The 20,569-nt window shown below is 71.8% G+C and carries 19 protein-coding genes; 9 read left to right on the top strand and 10 right to left on the bottom strand.

Going from position 1 to position 20,569, the window contains the following annotated elements; all coding sequences use genetic code 11:
• Window positions 1-62: 62 nt before the first annotated feature.
• Window positions 63-1,385 carry a PucR family transcriptional regulator gene (locus O9K63_RS16640; protein WP_277239716.1) on the top strand — a complete coding sequence of 441 codons (1,323 nt, stop codon included), beginning with the start codon at window positions 63-65 and terminating at the stop codon, window positions 1,383-1,385.
• A 57-nt stretch (window positions 1,386-1,442) separates the two neighbouring features.
• Here the strand turns inward: O9K63_RS16640 and O9K63_RS16635 are convergent, their stop codons facing one another.
• Together O9K63_RS16635 and O9K63_RS16630 are read right to left on the bottom strand one after the other, a co-directional pair.
• Window positions 1,443-2,081 (bottom strand): alpha/beta hydrolase family protein, encoded by a 639-nt coding sequence (locus tag O9K63_RS16635; protein WP_277239714.1) that lies wholly within the window; start codon window positions 2,079-2,081, stop codon window positions 1,443-1,445.
• Window positions 2,078-2,908 carry an SOS response-associated peptidase gene (locus O9K63_RS16630; protein WP_277239712.1) on the bottom strand — a complete coding sequence of 277 codons (831 nt, stop codon included), beginning with the start codon at window positions 2,906-2,908 and terminating at the stop codon, window positions 2,078-2,080. Before O9K63_RS16630 ends, O9K63_RS16635 begins: the two co-directional genes overlap by 4 nt.
• Window positions 2,909-3,039: 131 nt before the next feature.
• On the opposite strand from O9K63_RS16630, the gene O9K63_RS16625 reads away from it, so the two are divergent.
• From O9K63_RS16625 to O9K63_RS16605, 5 genes are all read left to right on the top strand, one after another.
• Complete coding sequence (locus O9K63_RS16625; RefSeq protein ID WP_277239710.1) at window positions 3,040-3,522, top strand: DoxX family protein; 483 nt, start codon at window positions 3,040-3,042, stop codon at window positions 3,520-3,522.
• A 5-nt stretch (window positions 3,523-3,527) separates the two neighbouring features.
• A complete protein-coding gene (aroA, locus tag O9K63_RS16620) occupies window positions 3,528-4,832 on the top strand; it encodes a 3-phosphoshikimate 1-carboxyvinyltransferase (protein ID WP_277239708.1) in 1,305 nt (434 codons plus the stop codon).
• Window positions 4,832-5,959, top strand: coding sequence for a ribosome small subunit-dependent GTPase A (rsgA, locus tag O9K63_RS16615; RefSeq protein ID WP_277239706.1), 1,128 nt, complete (start codon window positions 4,832-4,834; stop codon window positions 5,957-5,959). Before aroA ends, rsgA begins: the two co-directional genes overlap by 1 nt.
• Before the next feature lie 21 nt (window positions 5,960-5,980).
• A complete protein-coding gene (locus O9K63_RS16610; RefSeq protein ID WP_277239704.1) occupies window positions 5,981-6,778 on the top strand; it encodes an inositol monophosphatase family protein in 798 nt (265 codons plus the stop codon).
• 98 nt (window positions 6,779-6,876) lie between these two features.
• Window positions 6,877-8,226, top strand: a complete 1,350-nt coding sequence (locus tag O9K63_RS16605) for a choice-of-anchor B family protein (protein ID WP_277239702.1) — start codon at window positions 6,877-6,879, stop codon at window positions 8,224-8,226.
• 152 nt (window positions 8,227-8,378) lie between these two features.
• Here O9K63_RS16605 and O9K63_RS16600 read toward each other — a convergent pair whose 3' ends face one another.
• The 6 genes from O9K63_RS16600 to O9K63_RS16575 form a co-directional block, all read right to left on the bottom strand.
• The gene (locus tag O9K63_RS16600; RefSeq protein ID WP_277239700.1) at window positions 8,379-9,176 is read right to left on the bottom strand and encodes a hypothetical protein; all 798 of its coding nucleotides are present in this window, start codon (window positions 9,174-9,176) and stop codon (window positions 8,379-8,381) included.
• Between the two features lie 235 nt (window positions 9,177-9,411).
• Window positions 9,412-10,767, bottom strand: a complete 1,356-nt coding sequence (locus O9K63_RS16595; protein WP_277239698.1) for a M16 family metallopeptidase — start codon at window positions 10,765-10,767, stop codon at window positions 9,412-9,414.
• A complete protein-coding gene (locus O9K63_RS16590; protein WP_277239696.1) occupies window positions 10,764-12,059 on the bottom strand; it encodes a M16 family metallopeptidase in 1,296 nt (431 codons plus the stop codon). Before O9K63_RS16590 ends, O9K63_RS16595 begins: the two co-directional genes overlap by 4 nt.
• A gap of 10 nt (window positions 12,060-12,069) precedes the next feature.
• A complete protein-coding gene (locus tag O9K63_RS16585) occupies window positions 12,070-13,452 on the bottom strand; it encodes an NAD(P)/FAD-dependent oxidoreductase (protein WP_277239694.1) in 1,383 nt (460 codons plus the stop codon).
• A 214-nt stretch (window positions 13,453-13,666) separates the two neighbouring features.
• Window positions 13,667-14,302, bottom strand: a complete 636-nt coding sequence (locus O9K63_RS16580) for an isochorismatase family protein (protein WP_277239692.1) — start codon at window positions 14,300-14,302, stop codon at window positions 13,667-13,669.
• 38 nt (window positions 14,303-14,340) lie between these two features.
• Window positions 14,341-15,405 (bottom strand): LLM class flavin-dependent oxidoreductase, encoded by a 1,065-nt coding sequence (locus O9K63_RS16575; protein WP_277239690.1) that lies wholly within the window; start codon window positions 15,403-15,405, stop codon window positions 14,341-14,343.
• Between the two features lie 99 nt (window positions 15,406-15,504).
• Here O9K63_RS16575 and O9K63_RS16570 point away from each other — a divergent pair, with 99 nt between their 5' ends.
• Complete coding sequence (locus tag O9K63_RS16570; protein ID WP_277239688.1) at window positions 15,505-16,098, top strand: CGNR zinc finger domain-containing protein; 594 nt, start codon at window positions 15,505-15,507, stop codon at window positions 16,096-16,098.
• Window positions 16,099-16,111: 13 nt separating this feature from the next.
• Here O9K63_RS16570 and O9K63_RS16565 read toward each other — a convergent pair whose 3' ends face one another.
• Both O9K63_RS16565 and O9K63_RS16560 read right to left on the bottom strand, forming a co-directional pair.
• Complete coding sequence (locus tag O9K63_RS16565; RefSeq protein ID WP_277239685.1) at window positions 16,112-17,599, bottom strand: hypothetical protein; 1,488 nt, start codon at window positions 17,597-17,599, stop codon at window positions 16,112-16,114.
• A 96-nt stretch (window positions 17,600-17,695) separates the two neighbouring features.
• Complete coding sequence (locus O9K63_RS16560) at window positions 17,696-18,661, bottom strand: NAD(P)-dependent alcohol dehydrogenase (protein ID WP_277239683.1); 966 nt, start codon at window positions 18,659-18,661, stop codon at window positions 17,696-17,698.
• Window positions 18,662-18,825: 164 nt separating this feature from the next.
• Here O9K63_RS16560 and O9K63_RS16555 point away from each other — a divergent pair, with 164 nt between their 5' ends.
• Complete coding sequence (locus O9K63_RS16555; RefSeq protein ID WP_277239681.1) at window positions 18,826-19,725, top strand: ABC transporter ATP-binding protein; 900 nt, start codon at window positions 18,826-18,828, stop codon at window positions 19,723-19,725.
• Window positions 19,722-20,552: an ABC transporter permease subunit gene (locus O9K63_RS16550; RefSeq protein WP_277239679.1), complete on the top strand. Its 831-nt coding sequence runs from the start codon at window positions 19,722-19,724 to the stop codon at window positions 20,550-20,552. The genes O9K63_RS16555 and O9K63_RS16550 overlap by 4 nt, the downstream gene beginning before the upstream one ends.
• Window positions 20,553-20,569: the final 17 nt, after the last annotated feature.

Genomic DNA, 20,569 nt, shown 5'->3' with positions numbered 1-20,569 from the left:
ATCCTGCGCGAGTAGGATCTGACCGAGGTATTTGTTCACGGGAGACAAGTGGGGTGCTGGTGATGGATGACGAGCCTTCGCACGAGCCTAAGCAGTTGCGAAAGGAGGGGGCGGGGAACTCGCAAGAGCCTAAGCAGTTGCGAAAGGAGGGGGCCGGGAACTCGCACGAGCCCACGCAGTTGCGAAAGGACGGCGGGCGGACCGCCCAACGGGCCGCGGCGCTCGCCCTCGACGAGGCGACGGTCGACGCCCTTCGCCAGCACCTGCCGCGGGTGGCCAAGCTCGTCGTCGCCGAGATCATGCGCGAGGTGCCCGCCTACGACGTGCCCTTCCAAGGCCGGATGGGGCGGGTGATCGAGAAGGCCGTGCAGGTCTCGCTGGAGAGCTTCGTCTCGCTCGCCGGGCAGACCACGCCCCGCTCGGACGCGCAGGTCGGCGTCGGGGTCACCGCCGCCCGCGACCTCGGGCAGGCCGAGGCGCGCACCGGCCGGCCCGTCGAGGCACTGCTGTCCGCCTACCGGGTGGGCGCCGGCGCCGCGTGGCGCGAGCTGTCCGTCGAGGCCATCGCCGCCGGGGTCGACGCCGCGACGCTGGGGCGCTTCGCCGAGCTGGTCTTCACCTACATCGACGAGCTGTCCGCCGCCTCGGTCGCCGGGCACAACAGCCAGACCACGAGCGCCGAGCGCGCCCGCATCGTCCACCTCGACCGGCTGACCCGCGGGCTGCTCACCGGTGCCGGTGAGGGTGAGCTCGACGCCGCCGCGGCCGCCGCCACGTGGACCCCGCCGCGCACGCTCACCGCCGTGCTCGTGCCGAGCCCACGCCTGGGCACCACCGCCGCCGTCCTCGACCCGCGCACGCTCACCCTCTCCGAGGACCTCCCCCAGCGCGAGGAGCACCCGGTCAGCGGGCAGGCCGCGCTGCTCGTCCCCGACGCCGGGGGCCCTGCCCGGGCCCACCTGCACGAGGTCCTCGAGGGCCGCCCCGCCGTCATCGGCCCCGCCCGCCCGTGGCAGCTCGCCGGGGAGTCCTACGACCGGGCGGTGCGGGCGCTGCCGCTGGCCCCCGCGGACGCCCCGCTCGACACCGACGCGGTGCTGCCCGAGCTCGTCCTGCAGGCTGACCCGACCGCCCTGGCCGACCTGCGCGAGGCGGCGCTGGCTCCCTTCGCCGATGTCGCCGAGGGCACCGCCGACCGGCTCGCCGAGACCCTGCGCGCGTGGCTGCTGCTGCAGGGGCGCCGCGAGATCGTCGCCGAGGTGCTGCACGTGCACCCGCAGACCGTGCGCTACCGGATGAACCAGGTGCGCGATCTCTACGGCGACCGACTGACCGACCCGGACGAGGTGCTGGCGATCATCCTCGCGCTGGGCACACGACCCTGAGCAGATGCGCCGATCCCGCACGGGAGCCTAAGCAGATGCGAAGCCGTGCGCAGGAGCCTAAGCAGATGCGGCCAGTCTCGCCGCCACTGCGTCGGCCACGGCGGCACCGTCGGTGAAGGAGTGCGACCCGGGTGCCTCGTCGACGCGCACGCGGTCGCCATCGATCTCGACGCCCTCGCCCGAGAGCGCGCGTCGCACGTGGTCGGGCCCGCCGAAGGGGTCGCGCATCCCCTGCACCACGTGCAGCGGCAGCCCGGCGCGGATCGGCAGCAGCAGCTCGCCGATACGGGACTTCTCCGGGGGCTTGCCGGCCGGCAGCAGCGGGAAGGACAGGCACAGCACGGCCTGCGCGCCGAGCTCCTCGCCCAGCCGGCAGGCCACCCGCGCACCGGCGCTGCGCCCGCCCATGACCAACCGGCCGGGCAGGTCGTCGCGCACCGCGGCCACGATCTCGCGCCAGTCGGCATCGAGCCTCGGCGGCATCGGCGCGACCTTCTTGCCGGCCACCCGCCACGGCATCTCGACGAGCGCGACGGTCCAGCCCAGCGGCGGCAGCGCCGCCGCGATCGCGGCGAGGTCCTTCGCGTCGACCCCGCCGCCGGCTCCGTGGGTGAGGAGCAGGGAGCCGGCCGGGTCCCCCTTCGCCTCGTGGAAGTGGACCCTGGCCGGGCCCTGCTGCGTCACTACCTCGATCATGCCCCGATCACCTCTCCGGTCTCCGGGTCGACGACGCCGACCAGCTCGCTCTGCGGGAGTGGCTCGAGGAGGCCCGGACCATTGTTGCGCGTGGCATTGACCGCCGTCGAGATCGGATGGGCCGCGAACCGTCCCGGCTGCGAGAAGGCGAGCAGGTCCTCGATCCCCGTCGGGTCGGTGAGGTCCGGGTCGAGCCAGCGCTCGTGGTCCGCGCGCTCGAGGACGAGGGGCTGGCGGTCGTGGATGCGGTCCATCCCCGGCTCCGCAGCGGTGGTGATGATCGTGAAGCTGACCAGCCATGCCGCCGGGTCGTCGTCGGGCAGCGCGCGGTCCCGCCAGAACTCGTACAGCCCCGCGAAGGTCAGCAGGTCACCGTCCCCGCGGTGGATGAAGAAGGGCTGCTTGCGCGGCTTGCCCTTGGCATCGGTCGCGACCGGCGAGGCCTGCCACTCGTACCAGCCGGCCGCCGGCACGAGGCAGCGCCGCACGGCGGCCGCCCGGGCGAAGGAGGACTTCTCCAGCACGCTCTCCGCGCGGGCATTGGTCATCCGCAGCCCCACCTTGGTGTCCTTGGCCCAGGACGGCACCAGGCCCCAGGTCAGCAACCGCAGCTGGCGAAGGGGTGCTCCCGGCTCGTCCTTCGGCGCGCGCGTGAGGATGACCGGCGCCTGCTTCGTCGGCGCCATGTTGTGGTCCGGGGTGGCCGGCGGCGGGTCCTGCGGGGACTTGAGGATCGAACGGGTGGGCTCGCCCGTCCGGTCGGCGTCGATCTCGAACTCCTCGATGAGCTCACCCGGGTCGGCCGTGGCCGCATATCGTCCACACACTGCTCCAGCATAGGCGCCCTGTCGGCGGGTACGGGCAGGATGTAACGAACTACGGTAGGCATGTACCGACCCGACCGGGACCCGCCCGGTCGGTGCAGCGACACACCCCACGACGACAAGGAGACCGCACCATGATCGTTCGTCGAATCGCCCGTCCGCTCCTCTCGAGCATCTTCATCCTCGGCGGCATCAACGCCGTGCGCTACGCCTCCGCGCACAAGGACGCCGCCGAGCCGGTGATCAAGAAGCTCGCCGCCCCGCTCGGCCTGCCGGAGGACTCCGAGCTGCTCGTGCGCGCCAACGGTGCGGCGATGATCGGCGGCGGTGTGCTCGTCGCGACCGGCAAGGCCCCCCGCCTCGGCTCGCTCGTGCTGCTCGGCTCGATCGTCCCCACGACGCTGACCCACCAGTGGTGGACCGAGACCGACCCGGAGAAGAAGCAGGGTGAGCAGGTCCAGTTCTTCAAGAACCTCTCCCTCCTCGGTGGTCTGCTGCTCGCGGCCGCCGACACCGAGGGCAAGCCCGGGCTGAGCTACCGCGCCAAGCAGGCCAAGAACAGTGCCCGCCGTGAGGCCAAGCTCGCGGCCCTCCAGGCGAAGAACGCGGCGCACTGACCCGGATGACCAGCCCAGATTGGCATCCCCCGGCAGCGTCCGGACCGCTCGATGCGACCGTGACGCTGCCGGGGAGCAAGTCGCTGACCAACCGCTATCTCGTCCTGGCCGCCCTGGCGAGCGGGACATCCCGGCTGCGCCGCCCCCTTCGCTCCCGTGACACCGAGTTGATGGCGCAGGGACTGCGCCAGCTCGGCGCCGGCGTCGACGACGCCACCTCCTCGGCCGACGCGCTGACCTCCCCCGACTGGCTCGTCACCCCCGCCACCCTGCGCGGCGGCGGGACGATCGACTGCGGTCTCGCCGGTACCGTGATGCGCTTCCTGCCGCCCGTGGCGGCCCTCGCACGCGGGCCGGTCTCCTTCGACGGCGACGAGCACGCCCGCACCCGGCCCATGGCCGCTGTCCTCGATGCGCTCCGCGACCTCTCGGTCGGCGTCGACGACGGCGGGACCGGCACCCTCCCCTTCGTCGTGGAGGGACAGGGCTCCGTCGACGGCGGCACCGTCACCCTCGACGCCTCGGCCTCCTCGCAGTTCGTCTCCGCGCTGCTCCTGGCCGGCGCACGGTACGGGGAGGGGATCACCGTCGTGCACAACGGCGGGCCGCTGCCCTCGCTCCCCCACATCGAGATGACCGTCGAGACGCTCCGCGATGCCGGTGCCGAGGTCGACGACTCCGAGCCCAACACCTGGCGCGTCGAGCCGGGAGAGCTGTTGCCGCTGGACGTCACGGTCGAGCCGGACCTGTCCAACGCCGCACCCTTCCTCGCCGCCGCGCTCGTCGCGGGCGGGACGGTCGTCGTACCGGACTGGCCGCAGCACACCACCCAGGCCGGGGACCGCATCCGCGACGTGCTCGACCAGATGGGTGCCGAGGTCCGGCTGGACGCGCGGACGCTCACCGTGGCCGGTGACGGGCACCCGCAGGGGGTCGACCTCGACCTCAGCGACGCGGCCGAGCTCACGCCGGTCGTCGCCGCCCTCGCCGCGTGCGCCGAGGGGCCCTCGATCATCCGCGGCGTCGGGCACATCCGCGGGCACGAGACCGACCGGATCGTCGCGCTCGCGCAGGAGCTGGGCGCCCTTGGCGTCGAGGTGACCGAGCGCGAGGACGGGCTGCGGATCGACCCGCGGCCGCTGCGCCCGGCGACCTTCCACACCTACGCCGACCACCGCATGGTCATGGCCGGGGCGGTCATGTCGATCGCCGCCCCCGGGACCGTCATCGAGGACCCCGGGACCGTCGCGAAGACGCTGCCCGGGTTCGTCGGACTCTGGGAGTCCATGATCAGGACGTCGGCCGGCTGATGGGCCGCTCGGCGCGCCAGTGGGACGAGTCCGACATCCGCGTGCGCCCCAACCGCCGGGGCTCACGACCGCGCACCAAGGAACGCCCCAAGCACGAGGACGCGGTCATCGGTCGCGTCACCGCCGTGGACCGGGGACGGTGGACGACCCTGGTCCCCGGTCCACCCGAGCGCGTCGTCACCGCCATGCGCGCCCGCGAGCTCGGCCGCACCCCGATCGTCGTCGGTGACCGGGTCGGCATGGTCGGTGACACCTCCGGGCAGCGCGACACGCTCGCCCGGATCGTGCGGGTCGAGGAGCGGGACACGGTGCTGCGGCGCACCGCCGACGACACCGACCCGGTCGAGCGGGTCATCGTCGCCAACGCCGACCAGCTCGTCGTCGTGGCGGCGCTTGCCGATCCCGAGCCGCGGCCGCGCCTGATCGACCGGTGCCTCGTCGCCGCGTACGACGCCGGTATGGACCCGCTGCTCGTGCTGACGAAGTCCGACCTCGCGTCCGCCGAGGACTTCCTGGCGCAGTACGCGCCGCTGGACGTGCCGCACGTCGTCACGTCGGTGCTCGGCGCGCAGATCCCCGCACTGGACGAGCTGCGCGAGCGCCTCGCCGGTCGCGTGTCCGTGCTCGTCGGCCACTCCGGCGTCGGCAAGTCCACGCTCGTCAACGCGCTCGTGCCGCAGGCCCACCGCGCCACCGGCCACGTCAACGACGTCACCGGCCGGGGGCGGCACACCTCGACCAGCGCCCTCGCGCTGCGGCTGCCCGGCGTTTCCCGACCCGAGCCCACCCCTTCGCAGGAGCCTAGGCAGTTGCGAGAGGGGGACCCGGAGAACTCGCAGGAGCCTAAGCAGCTGCGAGAGGGGGACCCGGATGCGGCCGGGTGGATCATCGACACCCCGGGGATCCGCTCCTTCGGGCTCGCGCACGTCGAGGCCGACACGATCATCCGGCACTTCCCCGAGCTCTGGGAGGGCGCCGAGGACGGGTGCCCGCGAGGCTGCAGCCACGACGAGCCGGACTGCGCCCTCGACGCCTGGGTGGCCGAGGGCCACGCGGGTCCGGGCGGGGAGCAGCGGCTGGACTCCCTTCGCCGGTTGCTGCGGGCACGCTCCGGCGAGGACAGCTGATCCCTCGGGTACGTTGACGCAATGTCCGCAAGCTCCCCCTACGCCGATGACCTGCGTCTGGCCCACGTCCTCGCGGACCAGGTCGAGCCGATCTCCTTGGCACGCTTCCGGGCCGACGACCTCGTCGTCGAGTCCAAGCCCGACCTCAGCCCCGTCAGCGACGCCGACCGCGCGTGCGAGGAGGCCATCCGCTCCCAGCTCGCGCGCGCCCGTGGGCGGGACGCCGTCGTCGGGGAGGAGTACGGCACGACCGGCTCCGCCCAGCGACGCTGGATCATCGACCCGATCGACGGCACGAAGAACTACGTCCGCGGCGTGCCCGTCTGGGCCACGCTCATCGGACTCGTCGACGGGGACGAGTGCGTCATGGGCCTGGTCGCCGCACCCGCCCTCGGCCGTCGCTGGTGGGCGGCGAAGGGGGCCGGCGCCTGGACCGGGCGGTCACTCGCGCAGGCCCGGCCGGTCTCGGTGTCGAAGGTCTCCCGGCTGGGTGACGCCTCGCTCTCCTACAGCTCCCTCGAGGGGTGGCGGAAGCTGGGCCGTGCCCGCTCCTTCCTCAACCTCACCTCCGACCTGTGGCGCACCCGGGCGTTCGGGGACTTCTGGTCCTACATGCTCGTCGCCGAGGGGGCGGTCGACCTGGCCGCCGAGCCCGAGCTCGAGCTGCACGACATGGCCGCCCTCGCCGCGATCGTCCAGGAGGCCGGCGGGCGGTTCACGTCCCTGGACGGCGAGCCCGGCCCCTGGGGTGGCAACGCCTTGGCCACCAACGGGTTGCTGCACGACGAGGTGCTGCGGCGGTTGGCCCCCGACGCCTGACCGCCCGGCGCAGGGCGCGGTGCTGGAGCTCGTCTCAACATGCGGGAGTGTGATCCAGGCCATAACGTGCGGTGCACCCCTACCGAGAGGAACGCACCATGAGACGACCAACCCGCGTCGCCACCGTCGCCGTCGCGAGTCTTGGCTTGTTGATCAGCGCCACCACCGCCGCAGCGCATCCCACCCACAAGGAGGGCGAGGGCAAGGCGGCCGGCTTCGATCTGGTCCAGGAGGACATCAGCCCCGGTGGGGTGCCACAGGAGCCGATGAGCGATCTGCGCTGCGAGGACGGCATGGCCGGGGACCTCTTCCCCTGCCACAAGGTCGATGTCGCCTCCTTCACCCCGCTGAAGGACCTCGGCGACAGCATCTGGGCCAATGACGTCTGGGGCTGGACCGACCCGCAGACCGGCAGGGAGTACGCCCTGGCCAAGCTCTACGAGGGCACCGCCTTCGTCGACATCACCGACGCGGCCAACCCCGTCCACCTCGGCGTGCTGCCGGCCGCCGCCGAGGGCTCCGGCAACATCTGGGGTGACATCAAGACCTACGGCAACCACGCCTACATCGGCTCCGAGGCCGCCGGGCACGGCGTGCAGGTCTTCGACCTCACGAGGCTGCGCGGCGTCACGTCCGAGCAGGACTGGAGCGAAGACACCCGGATCACAGGAGTCGGGCAGTCGCACAACCTCTACGTCAACGAGGAGAGTGCGTCGCTCTACGTCGTCGGCTCCACGCGCGGCGTCACCGCCCCCGGCTGCGCCGACGTGGACGGCGGGCCGATCATGTACGACCTCTCCAGCCCGGGCCAGCCGGAGCTCGCCGGATGCTACGGCGAGGACGGCTACACCCACGACATCCAGTGCGTGGAGTACGCGGGCCCGGACACCGAGCACGCCGGTCGCGAGATCTGCGTGGCCTCCAACGAGGACACGGTGACGATCCTCGACGTCACGGACAAGTCCGCGATCGACATGCTCGCGCGCGTCTCGTACACGACGGCCGCCTACACCCACCAGGGCTGGTTCACCGAGGACCAGGCCTACTTCCTGCTGGGTGACGAGCTCGACGAGCTCACCGGCACGGTCGACAGCACGACGACCTACGTGTGGGACCTGCAGGACCTGGACAACCCGGTCCTGCGTGGCGCCGACGGCAGCGGGAACCCGTCGATCGACCACAACATCTTCATCAAGGACGGTCTCGCCTACCAGAGCAACTACACCTCCGGTCTGCGGGTCATGGACACCTGGAAGGCCGAGCAGGGCCGCCTCACCGAGCGTGGCTTCCTCGACGTCTACCCCAACGACGACGAGACGAAGTTCGCTGGCACCTGGGGCAACTACCCCTACTTCGAGTCCGGGAAGGTCGTCGTCACCGGCGTCGAGGAGGGCCTGTTCGTCCTCGAGCCGCGGGTGAAGTCCTCCGGGGAGTTCGGGAAGAAGTAACTCCCTCGGGTGGGGTGTGCTCTCGTGGGCACGCCCCACCCGTTCCGCCGGCCATCGAAGGTTGTGTGTTGAACCGGTAGCCACGGCGGCCGGGGATGCCCCCAGGGCGGTGCCGGCTCCCGGGCCTACCGGTTCAACACACAATCAACCGGCTACAGCGCGTATCTGGCCGGGTCCTCCAGGTGCCGACCCGACCGGATCACCCTGAGCAACGTCTGCGACGCCCTCCCCCACCCACCGAAGGTCATCCAGTGGGTCAGCCGCGTGGTGAAGTACCCGAGTTCGAGCGCGTGCAGGTCCCGAGTGCGGTCCTTGGCGTAGGTGTCCTCCCCCGTGTGGTGCGCCCGGCTGTCACTCTCGAGGATCCAGCGCCGTCCGGCCAGGTTGTCGACCCTCCCGAGACCGGGGATCTCGACCTGCGGCGTCACCGTCACGTTGTGCAGCTGCAGGAAGAGCCTGACCTTGCTCTCCGTGCCGGACTCGGCCAGGCCCGAGACCCGGGCCAGCACACGGGCAACGCCCCGCGGGGCCGAACACGCCAAGGCAGCCACGTCCTCAGCGCTGATGAGGCCCTGGTGGAGCGCGGAGTCGGCCAGGATCCCGACGTCGAGTGGGGCGAGGCAGGCGACGGCGTGCTCGAGCAGCAGACGTGGTGACGCGACGGCCGCCTCCTCGGGCCAGCTCCCGTGCCACCCGTGTCCGACCCATCCCGGCCCGACCGGCCGCCGGCGACCGTAGACGTGCAGGCCCGAGGCCGGCGGAACCCACAGTCCGTGCTCCCGGGCCGCCATGACGCAGGTCGGTCGCAACCCCTCGGCCAAGGCATCTCGGACCTCGGGAGACGTGTCGGGCGTGACGTAGTACCTGCCCGCGCGCTCGACCTCCCCCTTCGCCACCGCTGCCGACAGCTCACGTGCGGTCCCCTGCCAGTCGCTCCTCGTGTAGATCACGAGACCAGCCCAGCGGCCTCGTGCCTACGGATGCGCCGTCGCTGCCTGCCTGTGGACCACCGGCTCACGCCGACGTACTTGTGGGTTGCAGCCGGCGTGGTTGTGTGTTGAACCGGTCGCCACGGCTGCCGGGGATGCCCCCAGTGCGCTGCCGGCTTCCGGGACTACCGGTTCAACCCACAACCGTCAGCCCGGGACGACGGATACCAGCCCTGTCCGGGCCGAGCCGACCGGATCAGTTCGGGACGACGGTGACCGGGCCGAGGCCGAGGTCCTCGACCTGGTCCCGGTACAGCGAGGCGTCACCCACGACGACGACCGTCCACTCGTGGGTGACCTGCTCGCGCCAGGCACGGCTGAGGTCGTCGGCCGTCAGCCGGCGCATCGCCGCGATGGTGTCGCTGGTGAAGGTCAGCGGCAGTTCGTCGCCCGCGAGGCCGGCGGTCTCGTCGGCGATCGCGTCCGCGGTGTCGTAGCGACCCGGTGCGGTGAGGCTCATGAAGTCCACGCCCGCGCGGGTCTCCTCCTCGGTGAAACCGGGGGCGTCGGTGAGGATGCCCTTGAGCAGGCGCAGCGAGTCCACGGTCGAGTCGGCGCGCACGGAGCCGGCGACGGTGAAGGCAGAGCCCACCTGGCGGGGGCGGAACCCGGAGCGGATGCCGTAGGTGTAGCCCTTCTCCTCGCGCAGCACCTGGTCGATGCGGGCGTTCGGGGCGCCGCCCATGACGTAGGCCAGCACGGGGAAGGGGGCCCACCCGGACTCGACCCGCCGGTCCGGGCCCGGGGCGCCGATGAGGATCTCCGACTGCACCGAGCCGGGCCGGTCGACGAGGACGACGCGGGCGGCATCGGCGGCACGCGGAGCCGGCTCACGGTCGACCGACCGCACACGACCGGAGGTGGTCCAGGCGCCGAGGGTCGAGCCCAGCAGCCCCTCGACGTCGACCCCGGTGAGGTCGCCGGCCACGACGACCGTCGCCCCCTCGGGGTGGACGTGCTCGGCGTGGAAGTCGACGACGTCCTGGCGGGTCACCGCGGCGACCGTCTCCGCGGTACCCCCACCGGGCCGCGAGGCGCGGATGGCGGGGTCGTAGTAGGTCCTCGCCCACTCCTTGAAGGCGCGACGGCCGGCCGAGGCGCGCTCCTGCTCGATCTCGGCCAGGCGGGTGCGCTTGATGCGCGAGACCTCCGACTCGTCGAAGACCGGCTCGGAGATGCACTCGGTGAGCAGCTCCAGCGCCTCCCCGAGGAAGCGCTGCGGGACGTCGAGGTCGACGCCGAGCGCAGCCTCGCTCATGCCGGCACCGATCGCGATGCCCCGCCGCTCGAGCAGCTCCGACAGCTCGCGCTGGCTGTGCGTGCGCGTGCCCTCGTCGAGCAGCCGCGCCATGATCCAGGCGACGCCCTCCGTGGCCTCCGGCTCGTGGCGCAGCGCGACCGGCACGGTCAGGCGCACCGAGATGACGTACTGCCCCGGCACGTCGTGCACGAGGGCACCGATGCCGTTGGGCAGGGTGAGCTCACGCGGCTGGGGGAAGGACCACTCCCCCGGCGCGGCGACCTGCGGACGCGGGACCGTGGGCGTGCTCATGCTGCCTCCTCCTGCTGCTCGGCGGCTCGGTAGACGACGGCGGCGCGGTGCTGCGGGCGCAGCCAGGTGTCGGCAGCGGCGCGCACGTCCTCGGGGGTGATCGCCGCCAGCCGGTCGAGGAAGGTGTTGATGTAGCCGGGGTCGTCGTGCAGGCACGTGTAGTGGCTGATCAGGTCGGCGCGCTCGTCCTTGGCGGCCAGCGACGACAGCCACGCGCGCTCCGCCTGGGCCCGCACCGCCTCCATCTGCTCGGGCGTCGGGCCCGCGTCGGCGAAGGCGGTCAGCTCGGCGCAGACCTGCTCCTCCAGCTCGTCCGCGTCGACCCCGTCCGCGACGTCGACGATCACCAGGCCGAGGGAGACCCCGTCGACGAAGCCCATCGCCCCGACGTCGATCGCGTTGGCGCGCTGCTCGTCGCGCACGAGCCGCTGCTCCAGCGGCGAGAAGCTCAACCCGCCGAGGCAGTCGAGGGCCATCGAGGAGGCGAGGAACTCGTCACCGGTCCTGCCCCCTTCGGCAGGGAGGCGGAAGGCGAGGTGGATGCGGTCGTTGGGCACCTCGTCGACGACCTCCTCGCGCGCCGGCTCCGGCAGCGGGCGAAGGGGGGCGACCGGCCCCCTTCGCGGCTCGGCGTGGTGGTCGAGGTGACCGAAGTAGCGCTCGACGAGCTCCAGCCCCCGCTCCGCGGTGACGTCACCGACGATCGTCAGGACCGTGTTGTCCGGGGCGTAGTGCCGGCGGAAGAAGTCGTGCACGTCGTCCACCGTCGCCGCGTCGAGGTCCTCCATCGACCCGATCGTCGGGTGGTGGTACGGGTGTCCCTCGGGGAAGACGGTCGCGTAGATCCGCGTCATCGCCTGGCCGTACGGCTGGTTGTCGTAGCGCTGGCGCTTCTCCTCCTTGACGACGTCGCGCTGGTTGTCGAGGTTGTCCTGCGTCACGGCCGCCAGGAGGTTGGCGTGCCGGTCGGCCTCCAGCCACAGCGCGAGCTCGAGCGCGCCGGAGGGGATCGTCTCGAAGTACGTCGTGCGGTCGAACCACGTCGTCGCGTTGAGCCGGCCACCGACGCCCATGAGCGCCTGGAAGTGCTCACCGTTGGCGACGTGCTCGCTGCCCTGGAACATCAGGTGCTCGAAGAGGTGGGCGAAGCCGGTCGCCCCCGCCTCCTCGTGTCGCGAGCCGACGCCCACCCACATGTTGAGGGTGACGGTGGGCGTCGTGGCGTCGGGCTGCACGATGACGCGCAACCCGTTGGAGAGGGTGTGGTCCTCGAAGGGAAAGTCCAGAGGCATGCCCTCGAGCCTACGACGCGTGGTGCTCCAGCTCGTCGTCGCCGTCCGGTCCCGGGTCCGCGAGGTTGGGGTAGGCGCTCGGCCCGAGGTCCTGCATCGCGGTGCGCGCGAAGACCTGCTGGAAGGTCGAGACCCGCTCGTTGCGGCTGTCCCCTACGAAGGTGATGATCCAGTTCAGCAGTGTCGAGACGCGGTTCTTGAAGCCCACCATGGCCATGAGGTGCACGGCCAGCCACGCGAGCCAGGCGAGGAAGCCGGTGAAGTTGATCCGGCCGATGCTCGCGACGGCCGAGTACTTCGAGATCGTGGCCATGGAGCCCTTGTCCCGGTAGCGGAAGGGGGCCTGCGGCTCCTTGCCCGCCAGCCGGGCGAGGATCTCCTTGGCCGCGTAGCGACCGCCCTGGATCGCCAACTGGGCAACGCCCGGGTAGCCCTTGAGGTTGATCATGTCGCCGACGACGAAGATCTCGGGGTGGCCCGGGACGGTCAGGTTCTCCTCGACGTGCACGCGCCCGGCGCGGTCGACCTCGACGTCGGTCTGCTCGGCGAGCATCGCGCCCAGGGGGGATCCGGCGACACCGGCAGCCCAGACCTTGGTCATCGTCTCGATGGTGCGGTGGCTGCCGTCACCGTCCTTGACCTCGATGCCGTACTGGTTGACGTCGGTCACCATCGCCTCGAGCTGGACCTCGACGCCCTGCTTCTCCAGGCTGCGGCGGGCCTTGTCGCTGAGCCGGTCACCGAAGGTGGGCAGGACCTTCGGCGCGCCGTCCAGCAGGACGACCCGCGCCTCGCCCGGGTCGATGTGGCGGAACTCGTCGGCCAGGGTGCGCTGGGCCAGCTCGGCGATCTGGCCGGCCATCTCCACCCCGGTCGGCCCCGCACCGACGACGACGAAGGTGAGCAGGCGACGGCGCTGCTCCGGGTCGGTCGAGGTCTCGGCGAGCTCGAAGGAACCGAAGATGCGGCCACGCAGCTCGAGGGCGTCGTCGATGCTCTTCATCCCCGGCGCGAACCGGGCGAAGTGGTTGTTGCCGAAGTAGGACTGGCCGGCACCGGCAGCGACGATCAGGCTGTCGTAGTGGGTGACCGTGTGCTGGTTCAGCGACTCCGAGTGCACGGTCCTCGCCTCGACGTCGATCCGCTGGACGTCGCCGAGGATGACGCGCACATTGCGCTGGTGGCCGAGGATGTCGCGGGTCGTCGGGGCGATGTCGCCCTCGGACAGGATGCCCGTGGCCACCTGGTACAGCAGCGGCTGGAAGAGGTGGTGACTCGTCCTGGAGATCAGGGTGACGTCGACGTCCTCGTTGCCCAGCTCCTTGGCGGCGAAGAGGCCGCCGAAGCCGGACCCGATGATGACGACATGGTGCTTGCCGGAGTTAGCGCTCACCCGTCCATTGTCGCGCAGGTTCGGACGAAGGGGGAAATCCACCCGGAGTTCCTCGAGTCACACGGTCGACGGCGATGAGTCACCGACGGTCGAGGTGCGAGGCCGCCCGCGGCCGAGGTGCAGTTCGCGATGGTCGAGGTGCGAGGCCGCCCGCGGCCGAGCCTCGAGACCCCGGCCCGCGACCGACCCGGGCGCCCCCCTTCGCCCCACGTGCTCAGCCGGCGAAGGCCGCCTGCCCCTGCATGGCGGAGGAGCCCAGATCGCTCTTGGGCAGGGCCTCACCCGCGACGACGGCCGCGGTCCAGTCCTGCGTGCTCGCGACGGCGGCGAAGTTGGAGTGCAGCAGCACGAGCAGGGTCTCGTGCAGCTGCTCGGCGGAGACCTTGCCGGCCTCGTTGGCCAGGTGGATGGCGCCGCTGGCGTCGGAGAGGATCTCCGCCGAGAGGCCGAGCTCCTCCGCGCCCACCGCGGTGCCGATGTCGCAGTTGTTGGTCATGAAGCCGACGATCGTGATCGTGTCGACGCCCTGCTCGGCCAGCCACGGCGCGACGTCGGTGCCGGCGAAGACGCTGGCCTTGTCCTTGGTGGCGCGCTTCCACGACGGCTGCAGCCGCTTCTCGACCTCGGGGTGCAGCGACCAGCTGTGGCTGCCCTCCGCGAAGACGGGAGACCCCTCCGGCGCCTGGTGCTGCACGACGACGACCGGCAGGTCCTGCTCTGCGGCCACGTCGAGGGCGGTGGTGATGTTGGCCAGGGACGTCTCGGGGGACGGCGCCTGGATCTGCAGGATGCCGTCGAAGTACTCCTGCTGGACGTCGATGACGACGAGGGCTCGCTTCGGTGCGCTCATGTGTTCTTCTCCTTGGTGGGTGGTGCGTGGTGGGCCGGTCAGGCGTCCGGGAGCCCGTAGTGGTCGGCGAGCAGCTCGAGGGTGCGCGCCTGGGTCCGGCGCGAGTGCCCCATCACGACGAGCATCAGCTCGTCGACCTGCGTGCGGTCGTGGAGTCGCTCGAGGGCCGCGGCCACGTCGGCGGCGGTGCCGTTGGTGAAGCGCTCGGTGTAGACGTCGAGGACCTGCTCCTCTTGCGCGGTGGCGGGGTAGGCCTCGACCTCCTCCGGCGGCAGCACGGCGTAGGGCTCCCGCTTGAACATCCGCAGCATGGCCATCGCCGCCGAGCGCGCCTGGCGGCGGGCCTCTCCCGGGTCGTCGTGGGCGACGGCCGGGACGCTGAGCAGGGTGTACGGCTCCTGCAGCTGCTCGGACGGGCGGAACCGCTCCCGGTAGATCCGCATCGCCGTGTCCACGTCGGCGTCGCCGAACTGCAGCGCGAAGGCGTAGGGCCGTCCGAGGTGGGCCGCGAGCTGCGCCGAGTACGGGGACGAGCCAAGGACCCACGCCTGCGGGATGCCCGGGCGCGCCACCCGGTTCTGCTCGGCCTGCCACGGACCGGGCGCGGCGTGGACGTGCCGGTACGGGTGGCCCTCGGGGAAGTCGTCGGACAGGAAGCCGAGTAGCTCGTCCACCTGGTCCGGGAACCCGTCGTTGGCGTCCGCTCCGCGACGCAGTGCCGCCGCTGTCGCCGGGTCGGTGCCGGGTGCGCGCCCGAGGCCCAGGTCGATCCGGCCGGGCGCGAGCGCCTCCAGCATCCCGAACTGCTCGGCGATGACGAGGGGTGCGTGGTTGGGCAGCATCACCCCGCCCGCACCCAGGCGGATGCGCTCGGTCTCGCCGGTCAGGCGCGCCAGCATCAGCTGCGGGGACGAGGTCGACGCACCGGGCATCGCGTGGTGCTCGGACATCCAGAACCGGCGGTATCCGCGCCGCTCGGCAAGCCGGGCGAGCGCGATGATCTCGCCGAATGCCTCGGCGGCGGTCTGCCCCACACCGGTGTGGGCGTTGTCGAGCACCGACAGGGCGAAGGGGGCGGTGCCGGCGGGCGAGGTGGGGGCCATGGGCTGGCAATCTCCGGTTCTCACGGAAGTACAGGACGTTATGCGTGATGAACGGTAGCAGGCACCTCACGGAATAGTGCAACTGATACCGTGAGACACATGGCCCAGACCCCTCTCCCGCCCGCTCCCGGGGCCGACGAGCACGCCAGCCTCGCGCTGGTCAACAGTGCGGTCACCCTCCCGGGCGGTCAGCGGGTCGACGAGCTGGGCAGCCCCGACGAGGCGACCGCCTGGCTCGTCGAGCGCTCCCTCGCCCCCGACGAGGCGGCGCTCCTGACCTACTGCCAGGGCAAGCTCGCCGGCCTGCGCACGGACCTGCGGGCCGCCTTCACCGCCCACGTCGAGGACCGCGCCCCGGACCCGAGCGTGCTGGACCGGATCAACCGGGCGCTGACGCGGGTGCCGAGCGCCCCCCTTCTGCGGTACGACCCGCACGACGGTCTGCACCGCTCACCGGAGCACCCGGCGACGCAGGTCGTCGAGCACGCGATGGCGCAGATCGCCGAGGACGCCGCCGAGCTGCTGACCGGTGATCGCGCGCCGCTGATCGCGCTCTGCACCGCCGCCCCCTGCGACCGGTTCCTCGTGCGCACCCACGGTCGTCGGCAGTGGTGCTCCACTCGCTGCGGGGACCGCGTGCGCGCGGCCCGGGCGTACGCGCGCCGTCAGGAGCGGGCGAGCTCACCGGCCTGAGATCCGTGCCGCCCTACTGGTACGAGACGAACCACGGCCGCGGCTCGAGGTCGTACGTCCGCTCGGGCGTGAAGGTCGGCGTGTCCTCGTCGTAGAAGTTCTTCCACCCCATCCACACGTCCTCGGGCAGGTCCTGCTGCAGCCTGCGCCACGTGCCCATCTTCAGGCCGGGCGTGCCGTGGCCGTCGGCGTGGAGGACGGTCGCGAGCTCCTCGTGCGAGGTGTCCAGCTGCTCCCGGTCGGCGATCATGTGCGAGCTGAACTGGTGCAGCAGGAAGGTCTTCTGCGGCAGCGAGTGCTCGCGCGTCAGCCGGGCCAGCCAGTCGGCGGTCGCATTGACCTCGTCGATGGCCACCGACCCGATCTGGTCCATGTGCCGCTGACCGGGCTCGAGCCGCCACTCCGGGTCCAGGGCGAGGCCGACGTGCGGTTCCCGCAGCAGGTCCTCGTACCGCTTCGCCTGGGTGAGGAAGTCGGAGTGGCCCGGCTGCAGGTCCAGCACGACGTACACCCCGGCGTCGCCGGCGGCCTCGACCCAGGGGCGGAGGCTGGCGGGATCGACCTCGCGGGAGTGGTCCCCGTCGGCCCCCGGCTCGGAGTCCGCGACGGTCGCGATGATCTCGAAGGCCGGGAGGACTGGAACCTCGCTGTGGTCGTCGTAGTCGCCTGCGAGGCCCTTCGCCCGCTCGATGCTCGCCTCGATGCCCTGCTCCCCGAGCGGTCCCAGCTCCGAGGTGCCCGGCGTCCCGTACAGGCCGACGAGGCGACGCCCGGGGAAGACGGTCTGGCCACCGCCGGGCAGCTGGGGCACCGACGTGGCGGTCTCCACCCGGGCGGCGAGCTGCTCGCTGGTCCCGAAGGACCCACCGACGGCCACCCAGGAGGTCTCCTTGGCCGCAGTGGTCGCCCGGACGGTCGCCCGGGTGGCTCGTGGGTCCCCGCCCGGCACCTCGATCGCGTGACCGCCCGCGGCCCGGACGTTGGCCGTGACCACGGCGGCCGACCGGTCATGGTCCGCCGTCGGGTCGAGCACGGCCGTCACCGGGGCGTGCGCGTCGTCCGTGTCGAGCGAAGGGAGGGACATCGCCTCGGTCGTCGCGTCCGGGTCGACCTCGATGGTGGCGTGGTCGTCGGTGAGGGCCTCGGGGGCGTCGCTGCCCTCGGCGACGACGAGGGTGTCGGCCCCCAGACGGTCGATCTCCGCCGCGACGTCGTCGTGGCCGGCCACCAGGAGCGGCAGGTGCGCCTCCCGGCTGTTGTCGGCCAGCTGGTCGACGGAGTCGCCAGTGGCGAGGAAGACGACGTCGGAGGCGGCGAAGGCGGCTCGGCTCGAGGCGACCGAGGCCGCGGACGCACCAGCGGCGGCCACGATCGGCTCGGCCACCGCATCGGCGAAGTCCACTGCCGCACGCTCGCTCGAGCAGGCCGTGAGCCCACTCAGCACGAGGACGCTCGCCGCGGCCGTGGCGGCCGTCGGCGCCCCTGATCGACGAGATCGCATCCCCCGAGTATCAGGGGCCGTCGCGGGTGACCACATCAGGTGCGCTCGGCGTGGCGGATGTGACCTGGCGGTAGACCGTCGTACCGGCCCCGGCCGTCAGCCTTCGGACACGTCCACCACGAGCTTGCCGCGGCTTTCGCCCGCCGCGAGTCGGTCGAAGGCTGCGGGTGCATCGCGGAGTGAGTACACGCGGTCGATCCGCGGCGTGACGGCGCCCTGGACGACGAGGGCGGTCACCGCCTCGAGCTCGGCCCGCGACTGGGGGACGACCAGCACGCCGACTCTCTTCCCGGTGGCACGCCCCACGAGCGGTCCGGCGACCGCGGTGCCCAGCAGGATCCTGGCGGGGCCGCCCACCGCCGCGTACCTCCCACCGCGCCGCAGGGGGCGGTGCACGCGGAGCGGCGAGCGATGGGCCACGAGATCCACGATCAGGTCGAAGCGGTCGTGCGCGTCGGCCCAGTCCTCAGTGGCGAAGTCGATCGTTCGGTCGGCCCCGATCTCGCGCAGGAAGTCACCCTTGTCGGCCCTGTCGACCGCCGTCACCTCCGCCCCGGAGTGCTTGGCCAGTGCGACGACGAACACACCGCCGGCGCCGCCCGCGCCGTTGACCAGAACCCGATCACCCGACCGGACGTCAGCGGTCGCCCTGCGCGCGATGCCGCCCGCCTGCGGGATCGTCGAGGCCTCCACGAACGAGAGCCCCGCGGGCTTCCGGGCCAACAGCGTGGGTCGTGCGCAGACGAAGTCGGCAAGCCCACCCCGGTATCCGGCCAGCTCGCCGAACAGCTCGTCCCCCACGGCGTACTCCGTGACCGCCCTGCCGACCGCGGCAACGACGCCCGCGACGTCGGACCCAGGCACCGGGTCCCGCGGTCGGCGCAGTCCGTTGGTCCATCGCGCGTACGCCGGACTTCCCACCAGGTTCTCCCGGTCCGAGCCGTTCAAGGAGACCGCACGCACTCGCAGCAGGATCTCGTCGGCAGCGGGGGCGGGCTCCGGGAGCTCGCCCAACCGGAGCACGTCCGGTCGGCCGTACCTGTCCTGGATGACAGCTCGCATCGGGACCCCTGTCTGCGACCGACGCCGGTCACTGTCGCAATCGTAGGGCTGCCTCACGGTCCCGGGATCGGCCCAACGCCCGGTCCCGGCCCGTACTTTCGGCCAGGACAAGACGGGCCCTCGAGCCGATACGCGCACGACGCGATGCCGCGAGGGTTGAGTCCATGATCACCGTTGAGTACCTGACCCGCCGCTACGCCGACTTCACCGCCGTCGACAACGTCTCCTTCACCGCCCGGCCCGGCCGCGTGACCGGTTTCCTCGGCCCGAACGGCGCCGGGAAGTCCACCACGATGCGAGTGATGGTCGGCCTGACCGTCCCGACCTCCGGGTCCGCGACCATCAACGGAGTGCGGTTCGCCGACCTCCCCAACCCCGGCCTCGAGGTGGGCGTCCTGCTGGACGCCTCGGCGCAGCACGCCGGTCGCACCGGCCGCGAGATCCTCGCGGTCGCCGCCGCCACGATGGGCCTGCCCCGCTCTCGCGTCGACGAGATGCTCGAGCTGGTGAGCCTGACGCCCACCGAGGCCAAGCGCCGGCTGCGCAACTACTCGCTCGGCATGCGTCAACGACTCGGTATCGCCACGGCTCTCCTCGGAGACCCGAGGGTGCTGATCCTCGACGAGCCCGCCAACGGGCTCGACCCCGCGGGGATCCGGTGGATGCGCGACCTGCTGACGGGATTCGCCGGCCGGGGCGGCACGGTGCTGCTGTCCTCACACCTGCTCCACGAGATCGAGGTCATCGCCGATGACCTGGTCGTGATCGGCAACGGCAGGATCGTCGCGTCCGGCACCAAGGAGGAGCTCCTCGCCGCGGCAGGGACGCTGGCCCGCTCGCCGTCACCGCGCGACCTCGCGCACGCACTCGAGCAGGCCGGGATCCCCAGCACGCTCGCCGGGGACGGCTCGGTCCGCACGGATGCCGATCCCGCTCGGGTCGGGGCCGTGGCCCTGACCGCCGGCATCACCCTCACCGAGCTCCGGTCCGCCGAGGGCGCGGGACTCGAAGAGATGTTCTTGTCGCTCACTGCCGACACCCAACGCGAAGGAGTTTTGTCATGACCACCACGATCGTCCCGCCAACCACGACCACCACGACCACCCCCACGCAGGCTGCGCCGGTCCGCCGGACCACCCATCCCATCCCGACCGCCCGCCTCGTCTTGGTCGAGCTGCGCAAGATGTTCAACACCCGCTCAGGATTCTGGATGCTCGTCAGCATCGGCGTCCTGACGCCCATCGCGGCCGGGTCGGTCGTCATCTTCGCTCCGGACAGCGACGTCACCTACGAGAGCTTCGCGAGGGCGAGCGGGTTCCCGATGTCGTTGATCCTGCCGATGCTCGCGATCCTGGCCGTCACGAATGAGTGGAGCCAGCGCAGCGGGCTCACGACGTTCACGCTCGTGCCGAGTCGCGGACGGGTCATCGGCGCCAAGTCGATCGCGACCCTCCTGGTGGGACTGGTCTCCGTGGCCCTCGCCTTCGCCGTGGGCGCCCTCGGCAACGTGGCCGGTTCCGCACTCGCCGGCGTCGACACGGTGTGGGACATCTCCATGGTCATGGCGTCCCAGATGGTGCTCTTCAACCTGATCGGCATGGCCATCGGCTTCACCCTCGGTGTCCTGCTGCGCAACTCCGCGGCCGCGATCGTGGGCTACTTCGTCGTCTCACTGGTCCTGCCGGGCGTCCTGCTCCTCCTGGCCCAGGTGCGCTCGTGGTTCGAGGACCTGCAGCCGTGGGTCGACTGGAACGAGACGCAGGTGGCGCTCCTCGAGGGCGCCATGGACACCGGGGAGGAGTGGGCGATGCTCGCCTCGACCACGACGATCTGGATCGTCGTCCCGCTCGTCGTCGGGTTGCTGTTCATGCGCCGCTCCGAGGTCAAGTAACCACACAACGAATGAGA

Origin of the sequence: Janibacter cremeus, assembly GCF_029395675.1 — a bacterium.
Lineage (GTDB): Bacteria > Actinomycetota > Actinomycetes > Actinomycetales > Dermatophilaceae > Janibacter > Janibacter cremeus_A.
This window is presented reverse-complemented; position numbering and strand designations above follow the sequence as displayed.

Coding starts and splice junctions, on each gene's coding strand:
- O9K63_RS16640 (WP_277239716.1), top strand. CDS start 63: ATGGATGACGAGCCTTCGCACGAGCCTAAGCAGTTGCGAAAGGAGGGG.
- O9K63_RS16635 (WP_277239714.1), bottom strand. CDS start 2,081: ATGATCGAGGTAGTGACGCAGCAGGGCCCGGCCAGGGTCCACTTCCAC.
- O9K63_RS16625 (WP_277239710.1), top strand. CDS start 3,040: ATGATCGTTCGTCGAATCGCCCGTCCGCTCCTCTCGAGCATCTTCATC.
- aroA (WP_277239708.1), top strand. CDS start 3,528: ATGACCAGCCCAGATTGGCATCCCCCGGCAGCGTCCGGACCGCTCGAT.
- rsgA (WP_277239706.1), top strand. CDS start 4,832: ATGGGCCGCTCGGCGCGCCAGTGGGACGAGTCCGACATCCGCGTGCGC.
- O9K63_RS16610 (WP_277239704.1), top strand. CDS start 5,981: ATGTCCGCAAGCTCCCCCTACGCCGATGACCTGCGTCTGGCCCACGTC.
- O9K63_RS16605 (WP_277239702.1), top strand. CDS start 6,877: ATGAGACGACCAACCCGCGTCGCCACCGTCGCCGTCGCGAGTCTTGGC.
- O9K63_RS16595 (WP_277239698.1), bottom strand. CDS start 10,767: ATGAGCACGCCCACGGTCCCGCGTCCGCAGGTCGCCGCGCCGGGGGAG.
- O9K63_RS16590 (WP_277239696.1), bottom strand. CDS start 12,059: ATGCCTCTGGACTTTCCCTTCGAGGACCACACCCTCTCCAACGGGTTG.
- O9K63_RS16580 (WP_277239692.1), bottom strand. CDS start 14,302: ATGAGCGCACCGAAGCGAGCCCTCGTCGTCATCGACGTCCAGCAGGAG.
- O9K63_RS16575 (WP_277239690.1), bottom strand. CDS start 15,405: ATGGCCCCCACCTCGCCCGCCGGCACCGCCCCCTTCGCCCTGTCGGTG.
- O9K63_RS16570 (WP_277239688.1), top strand. CDS start 15,505: ATGGCCCAGACCCCTCTCCCGCCCGCTCCCGGGGCCGACGAGCACGCC.
- O9K63_RS16565 (WP_277239685.1), bottom strand. CDS start 17,599: ATGCGATCTCGTCGATCAGGGGCGCCGACGGCCGCCACGGCCGCGGCG.
- O9K63_RS16560 (WP_277239683.1), bottom strand. CDS start 18,661: ATGCGAGCTGTCATCCAGGACAGGTACGGCCGACCGGACGTGCTCCGG.
- O9K63_RS16555 (WP_277239681.1), top strand. CDS start 18,826: ATGATCACCGTTGAGTACCTGACCCGCCGCTACGCCGACTTCACCGCC.
- O9K63_RS16550 (WP_277239679.1), top strand. CDS start 19,722: ATGACCACCACGATCGTCCCGCCAACCACGACCACCACGACCACCCCC.